Genomic DNA, 5,866 nt, shown 5'->3' on the forward strand with positions numbered 1-5,866 from the left:
AATCTTCATGATGACCGAGGCAACGACGCCGACCGGAATGCTGATGACCACAAGGTGCAGGATAAAGGTGACCGTGTAATGATCCTTGAGGATACTAACGGCGATGGCAAAGCAGATACTTCAAAGGTTTTTGTTCAAGACACCTTGCTAAGAAGCCCTTTGGGTATAGCGGTGCTTGGCAATCAAGTAGTGGTTTCTTGCTCTCCAAATGTTATCATCTATACAGACGAAGATGGGGACGATCTTCCTGATAGCAAAGAGGTCTTTTTAACAGGATTTGGTGGAAAAGACCATGACCATGGGCTACATGCAGGGCAGCTTGGCCCGGATGGGAAGTGGTACTTTATAACCGGGAATGCAGGACCACATCAGGTAGAAGGAAAAGATGGTTGGACCCTTCGATCGGGAAGTGTTTACAATGAATATACCCCTTACAGTACAGAGAATATACCCTCCCAGATAAGTGACGACGGCGAAATATACAATGGGGGGTTGATTATCAGAATCAACCCTGATGGAACCGGTATGGAGGTAGTGTCACACAATTTTAGAAATGCTTTTGAAGTGGCCGTAGATTCTTATGGCAATATGTGGCAAAGTGACAATGATGATCAAACAGCCTCTTGTAGGACCACCTGGTTGATGGAGGGCAGTGATGCCGGCTATTTTAGTGAAAAAGGAGATCGAACTTGGCAGGCGGACAGAAGGCCAGGGCAAAGCATAGCCGAAGCACATTGGCATCAACATGATCCCGGCGTATTGCCTGTAGGGGATGTTTATGGAGCAGGATCACCCACAGGAATGGTGCGAATAGAGGGAGACGAATTAGGGGCGCAATTCAGAGGTCTTTTGCTAAGTGCTGATGCCGGAAGAAATATAGTGTTTGGTTATGCTCCCGAGGTAGAAGGAGCAGGGTATCCCCTTCATAATCGGCAGGCATTTATTTCTTCTGTAGATCGGGACAATACCGGTTATATTTGGCATCAGGTGGAGGAAGATACCCGGAAATGGTTCAGACCAAGTGATGTAACGATTGGGACGGATGGTGCGCTATTTATTGCAGACTGGTATGATCCTATCGTTGGAGGTCACCAGATGAGAGATAAGATTGGAGAAGGTAAGATTTACCGCATTGTTCCAAAAGATGAAAATTTAACACTTCCAAAAATTGATTATTCTACTACTGAAGGTCAATTGGCAGCCTTAAAAAATCCTGCGGTACATGTGCGTGCTTTTGCCATGCAAAAGTTAAAAGATCAGGGGGCCGCAGTTTTGCCTGAGCTTCAAAAGGTGGTTCAAAATGAGGACAATCCCTTTTTTAGGGCCAGAGCGATCTGGACCCTGGCAGACATGGGAGCAGAAGGAATCCATTTGATTTTGCCTTTATTGGAAGATGCTAATCAGGAAATCGTTTTGACCACCCTCAGGGCTTTGTCAGCCTATGCTCCGGAGCGATTGCTCGACGAAGCGTTGGGGATTGCAAAAGAAAGTTCGCCATTGATTAAAAGAGGACTGGCCTTATTGCTAAGGGATGAGGACTGGGATAAAACTTCAGAAATCTATGGAGAAATAATCGAAGCTTACGATGGAGAAGACCCCTGGTACATAAATGCATTGGGGATAGGGATGAAAGACCATGCGGAAGCCTATTACTTGACCAATATCGCTACAATGGACCCCGAAAAATGGTCTCCTCAAATTGTCTCCCTGGTTTGGGAATGGCACCCAAAAGTAGCAGTTTCTGCCTTGAAGGCCAGGTTGGAGAATGAGGACTTAGCAATAGAAGCGCGAGACCTGGCTTTGGAAACACTGGCTTTTATTTTTGAGAAAGAGGCAGTTGAGGCTGTAAAGAAAGCTGCTGAAAAGGAGGGAATACTTGGAGAAAAAGCCCAATGGTGGCTTCAATTCAGGAAATACAATGAGTGGAGCGCTTTTCTGCAAGATTGGGAGGCCCCAATTGTCCTACCAGATGCTCAGCCCGATTTATTGGCATTAAAAGCACAACTGAAAGACAGTTTAACGAACCAAGAACAAAAGCAGCTTGCCTTAGCTCAATTGGTGGAAAACCCTTCGGGCAGACTCCATTTGGCTTTGATGGGTGCAGAAGATATATTAAAAGATTCCAATTTAGATTTTTCAGCCGTAACTAAAGGGGAAAAAAGGCCCTCCGTACTTAAGGTGTTGAGGCATTATTTTGGTAGCGAAAAAGCAATAGATGAAGAAGAAGTTCTATCGCTCAGCAAAGACCCAATAGCCGGAAAAGTGAAAGCCATTCAGAATTGTGCTACCTGTCATAAAATAGCCGGGTCAGGAAATGAAATTGGGCCCGACTTGAGTCAAATCGGGCAAAAAATGGATTACCCAACCTTGGTCAATGCCATTGTTCAACCCGATGCAGCCATAGGCTTCGGTTCAGAAGCATATTTAATTGCACTAAAAAATGGTGCCGTACTTTTAGGTTTATTACAAGCAGCAGGGCCGGTGGTTACGGTGCTGGATTTTCAAGGAAAACGGCATGTTTTACCTGCAGAAGAAGTGCTGAACAGAAAACAACTTCCTATAAGTCTGATGCCGGGGCCCGCGGAAATGGACCTTAAGGCCCAAGATATCGCAGATATTGCTGCTTTCCTGATACAAAGCCATACCAGTAACTGAAAAACCTTGTAGAGTATAGGTTTTTGCTTAATTTTGCGCCTATGGCAAAATCAGAACAAAAGCAGGAAAGTGGTCTGCTAAAAGATATCATTGCCCATGCCAAAGAGTATGGGTTTGTTTACCCTTCATCTGAAATTTATGATGGGCTTCAGGCAGTATATGATTACGGGCCTTATGGGGTGGAATTAAAGAACAATCTTAAAAGATTATGGTGGGAATCCATGACCCGTCTAAATGGTAACATTGTAGGCTTGGATGCAGCGATATTTATGCATCCTACCACTTGGAAAGCTTCCGGCCATGTGGATAGTTTCAATGATCCAATGGTGGACAATAAGGACAGCAAAAAACGTTATCGGGCAGATGTACTGATAGAAGAAAAAGCTGCCGGTTATGAGAATGAAGGCAATCAAGAGAAAGCGGATAGCCTTTTGGCTACCATGGGGCGTTTGTTGGAAGCAGAAGATTTTACTGCCCTTCGCGAATTTTTAATTGAAGAGGATATCAAATGCCCGGTAAGTGGTACAACTAACTGGACAGAAATAAGACAGTTTAACCTGATGTTTTCAACCCAGGTGGGTTCTGTTTCCGAAGATTCAAGCACCATTTATCTAAGACCGGAAACGGCTCAGGGGATATTTGTAAACTTCTTAAATGTGCAGAAAACGGCCAGAATGAAAGTCCCTTTTGGTATAGCACAGATAGGTAAGGCCTTCAGGAATGAGATTGTTGCCAGACAATTTATTTTCAGAATGCGGGAATTTGAGCAAATGGAGATGCAATTCTTTGTTCGTCCCGGTACCGAACTGGAATGGTACAAGCATTGGGCGGATACACGTATGAGCTGGCACAAGGCTTTGGGTATTCCTGAAGAAAAACTAAGAAGACATGACCATGAGAAGCTGGCACATTATGCCAATGCTGCTTTGGATATAGAATACAAATTTCCTTTTGGATTCAAAGAAGTGGAGGGGATTCACTCCCGTACTGATTTTGATTTGAAAGCACACCAGGAATTCAGCAAAAAGAAGCAACAGTATTTTGATCCGGAGGTGAATAAAAATTACATTCCTTATGTAGTAGAAACTTCTATCGGAGCAGACAGATTGTTTTTGATGACCCTTTGTAATGCCTTTACGACGCAAGAAGTGGAAGGAAAATCCAGGTCTTATTTGGCCTTGCATCCTGCCTTGGCTCCCGTGAAAGCGGCCATTTTGCCATTGACCAAGAAAGATGGCTTACCTGACAAAGGCAAAGCGATTTTTGATCAATTGAAATATGATTTTAATATCATCTACGAAGAAGCCGGGTCAATAGGAAAACGCTATACAAGGCAGGACTTGATAGGTACTCCATTTTGTATTGCCGTAGATCACCAGACCTTGGAAGATGATACCGTAACCATACGTCACAGAGATACTACTGAACAGGAGCGTGTGCCAATTGCTGAATTGCATGGCAGGTTGGCTGCTGCTTGTAGCTTCAGAAATGTTTTCGAGAAAATATAAATTTCAATTTTCATAAGTATAAAAAGACCGGCCGAACAGCCGGTCTTTTTTGTTGGGGACTCCCATTCGGATTGGCTGTTTTATAAAAAATGGGTTAACCGGTTCCTGAGCGGAGCCGAAGGAGTAGGTATGATGAACCCGTTACCCTATGGCTTCGACTCCGCTCAGCCGCCGGGAGGAAAGGAACTCATTTACCAGACCATTCACGTTTCCGCAACTCCCCCTTGACTAGAGGCAGTGCCTGTCCCGACATAGTCGGGAGGGATTATGGAAAAGTTGTTGTTTTTCAAACTGGAATTTTAAAATATTTAGAAAAAATCCCCCTGAGTCCCCTTTTTATAAGGGGGAGTTCGTAGTCATTAAGATTTTCCGTTGTATTTCTGAATTTAAATTTAGTCAACCCATTTCAATTGAATGCCGGCCATATAACCGCCGGTTAAAAATAAACCGAAAAAATTGAACGTATTTTAAATGGATCTTGTAATACCTATACAATAATAAAAGATAAAAATATCCTTTATTATTCAGGTGAATTTGAGTACCTTAAAAAGGTATTGATAAATAATTGGAGTTTGAATTTAAAGTACAGATAATATGGAAGTTGCATCATTTAGTGAAGCTTTACAATTTGGAGATAAGATCAGTACCAAAGTAATTTTGGAATCTCCATTCTCCAAAGAAATACGCATCCTATTGAAGGAAGGCCAGGTAATGAAAGAGCATAAGACCAAGTTCCCGATAGTTGTTCAGGTTCTGGAGGGAGAGATTGACTTTGGGGCTGAAGGAGAGGTACACAATTTTAAAAGTGGAGGTATTGTGGCACTTGGAGGTAATATTCCACATGACCTGACCGCTATAAAAGACAGTGTGGTTCGCTTAAGTCTTTCAAAATCCGATCAAGCGGAACGTGTAGAGAATGTTGTAAAGGAATCAAATAAATAAAGTCTGATGAAACCAATTGAAAACCGCAAAGACATCAATGTGCTGGTAAACGCATTCTATGCAAAAATTAGAAAAGACGAAGTTTTGGGTCCCATTTTCAATGGACACATTGAGGAGGAAAGGTGGCCGGAACACTTGGAGAAACTTACTGATTTCTGGGAAACGAATCTTTTTGGAGTGATTAAGTTCAAGGGCAACCCTACGCTCAAACATATCAATGTAGACAAGAATTTAAACCATTCGGTAGAGCAAAAGCATTTTGGTATTTGGTTACAACTTTGGTTTGAAACTATAGATGAATTATTTGAGGGGGAATTGGCAAATAAAGCCAAAGAGTCCGCCAGAAGGATGGCCCATTTTCAGTTTATGGCCATGTGGAACAGAAGGCCTGTAGATGCCAAATAGGGTTAAATGAGAGATTATTTACCTACTATTTCAAGCTGAAATTTTAAAATATTTGCGTTAAAAATCCCTCCCGACTATGTCGGGACAGGCTCTTCGTCCCCTTTTGAAAGGGGGATTTCGACTTTTAGGACTGACGAAAGAGTACCTTGTTTTGCATTTCCTCATCCCTTAAAATTCCAACAATTCAGCAGTCAATTCACGTTTCCGCAACTCCCCCTTTTAAAGGGGGATTCCGATTTTTTAGGATTGACGAATGCGTTTCTGATTCTAAATTGAGTCAGCCCGTTTCAAGTGAATACCTGCCATATAACCGGTTCCTGAGCGGAGCCGAAGGAGTAGGTATAACGGACACGTTG

The 5,866-nt window shown here is 42.8% G+C and carries 4 protein-coding genes; all 4 read left to right on the forward strand.

Annotation, left to right across the window (positions count from 1 at the left end; genetic code table 11):
* A partial coding sequence (locus tag AAC037_RS18280) for a PVC-type heme-binding CxxCH protein (RefSeq protein ID WP_339904595.1) occupies positions 1 to 2,655 on the forward strand: 2,655 nt, incomplete at its 5' end.
* A gap of 41 nt (positions 2,656 to 2,696) precedes the next feature.
* Positions 2,697 to 4,163 carry a glycine--tRNA ligase gene (locus AAC037_RS18285; protein ID WP_339904596.1) on the forward strand — a complete coding sequence of 489 codons (1,467 nt, stop codon included), beginning with the start codon at positions 2,697 to 2,699 and terminating at the stop codon, positions 4,161 to 4,163.
* Positions 4,164 to 4,757: 594 nt separating this feature from the next.
* Positions 4,758 to 5,105: a cupin domain-containing protein gene (locus AAC037_RS18290; protein WP_339904597.1), complete on the forward strand. Its 348-nt coding sequence runs from the start codon at positions 4,758 to 4,760 to the stop codon at positions 5,103 to 5,105.
* A 6-nt stretch (positions 5,106 to 5,111) separates the two neighbouring features.
* Entirely contained in the window at positions 5,112 to 5,510 is a 399-nt protein-coding gene (locus tag AAC037_RS18295) for a group III truncated hemoglobin (protein ID WP_339904599.1), read from the forward strand.
* Positions 5,511 to 5,866: the final 356 nt, after the last annotated feature.

It is taken from the genome of uncultured Cyclobacterium sp. (genome assembly GCF_963976465.1).
Classification (GTDB): Bacteria; Bacteroidota; Bacteroidia; order Cytophagales; family Cyclobacteriaceae; genus Cyclobacterium.

Coding starts and splice junctions, on each gene's coding strand:
- AAC037_RS18285 (WP_339904596.1), top strand. CDS start 2,697: ATGGCAAAATCAGAACAAAAGCAGGAAAGTGGTCTGCTAAAAGATATC.
- AAC037_RS18290 (WP_339904597.1), top strand. CDS start 4,758: ATGGAAGTTGCATCATTTAGTGAAGCTTTACAATTTGGAGATAAGATC.
- AAC037_RS18295 (WP_339904599.1), top strand. CDS start 5,112: ATGAAACCAATTGAAAACCGCAAAGACATCAATGTGCTGGTAAACGCA.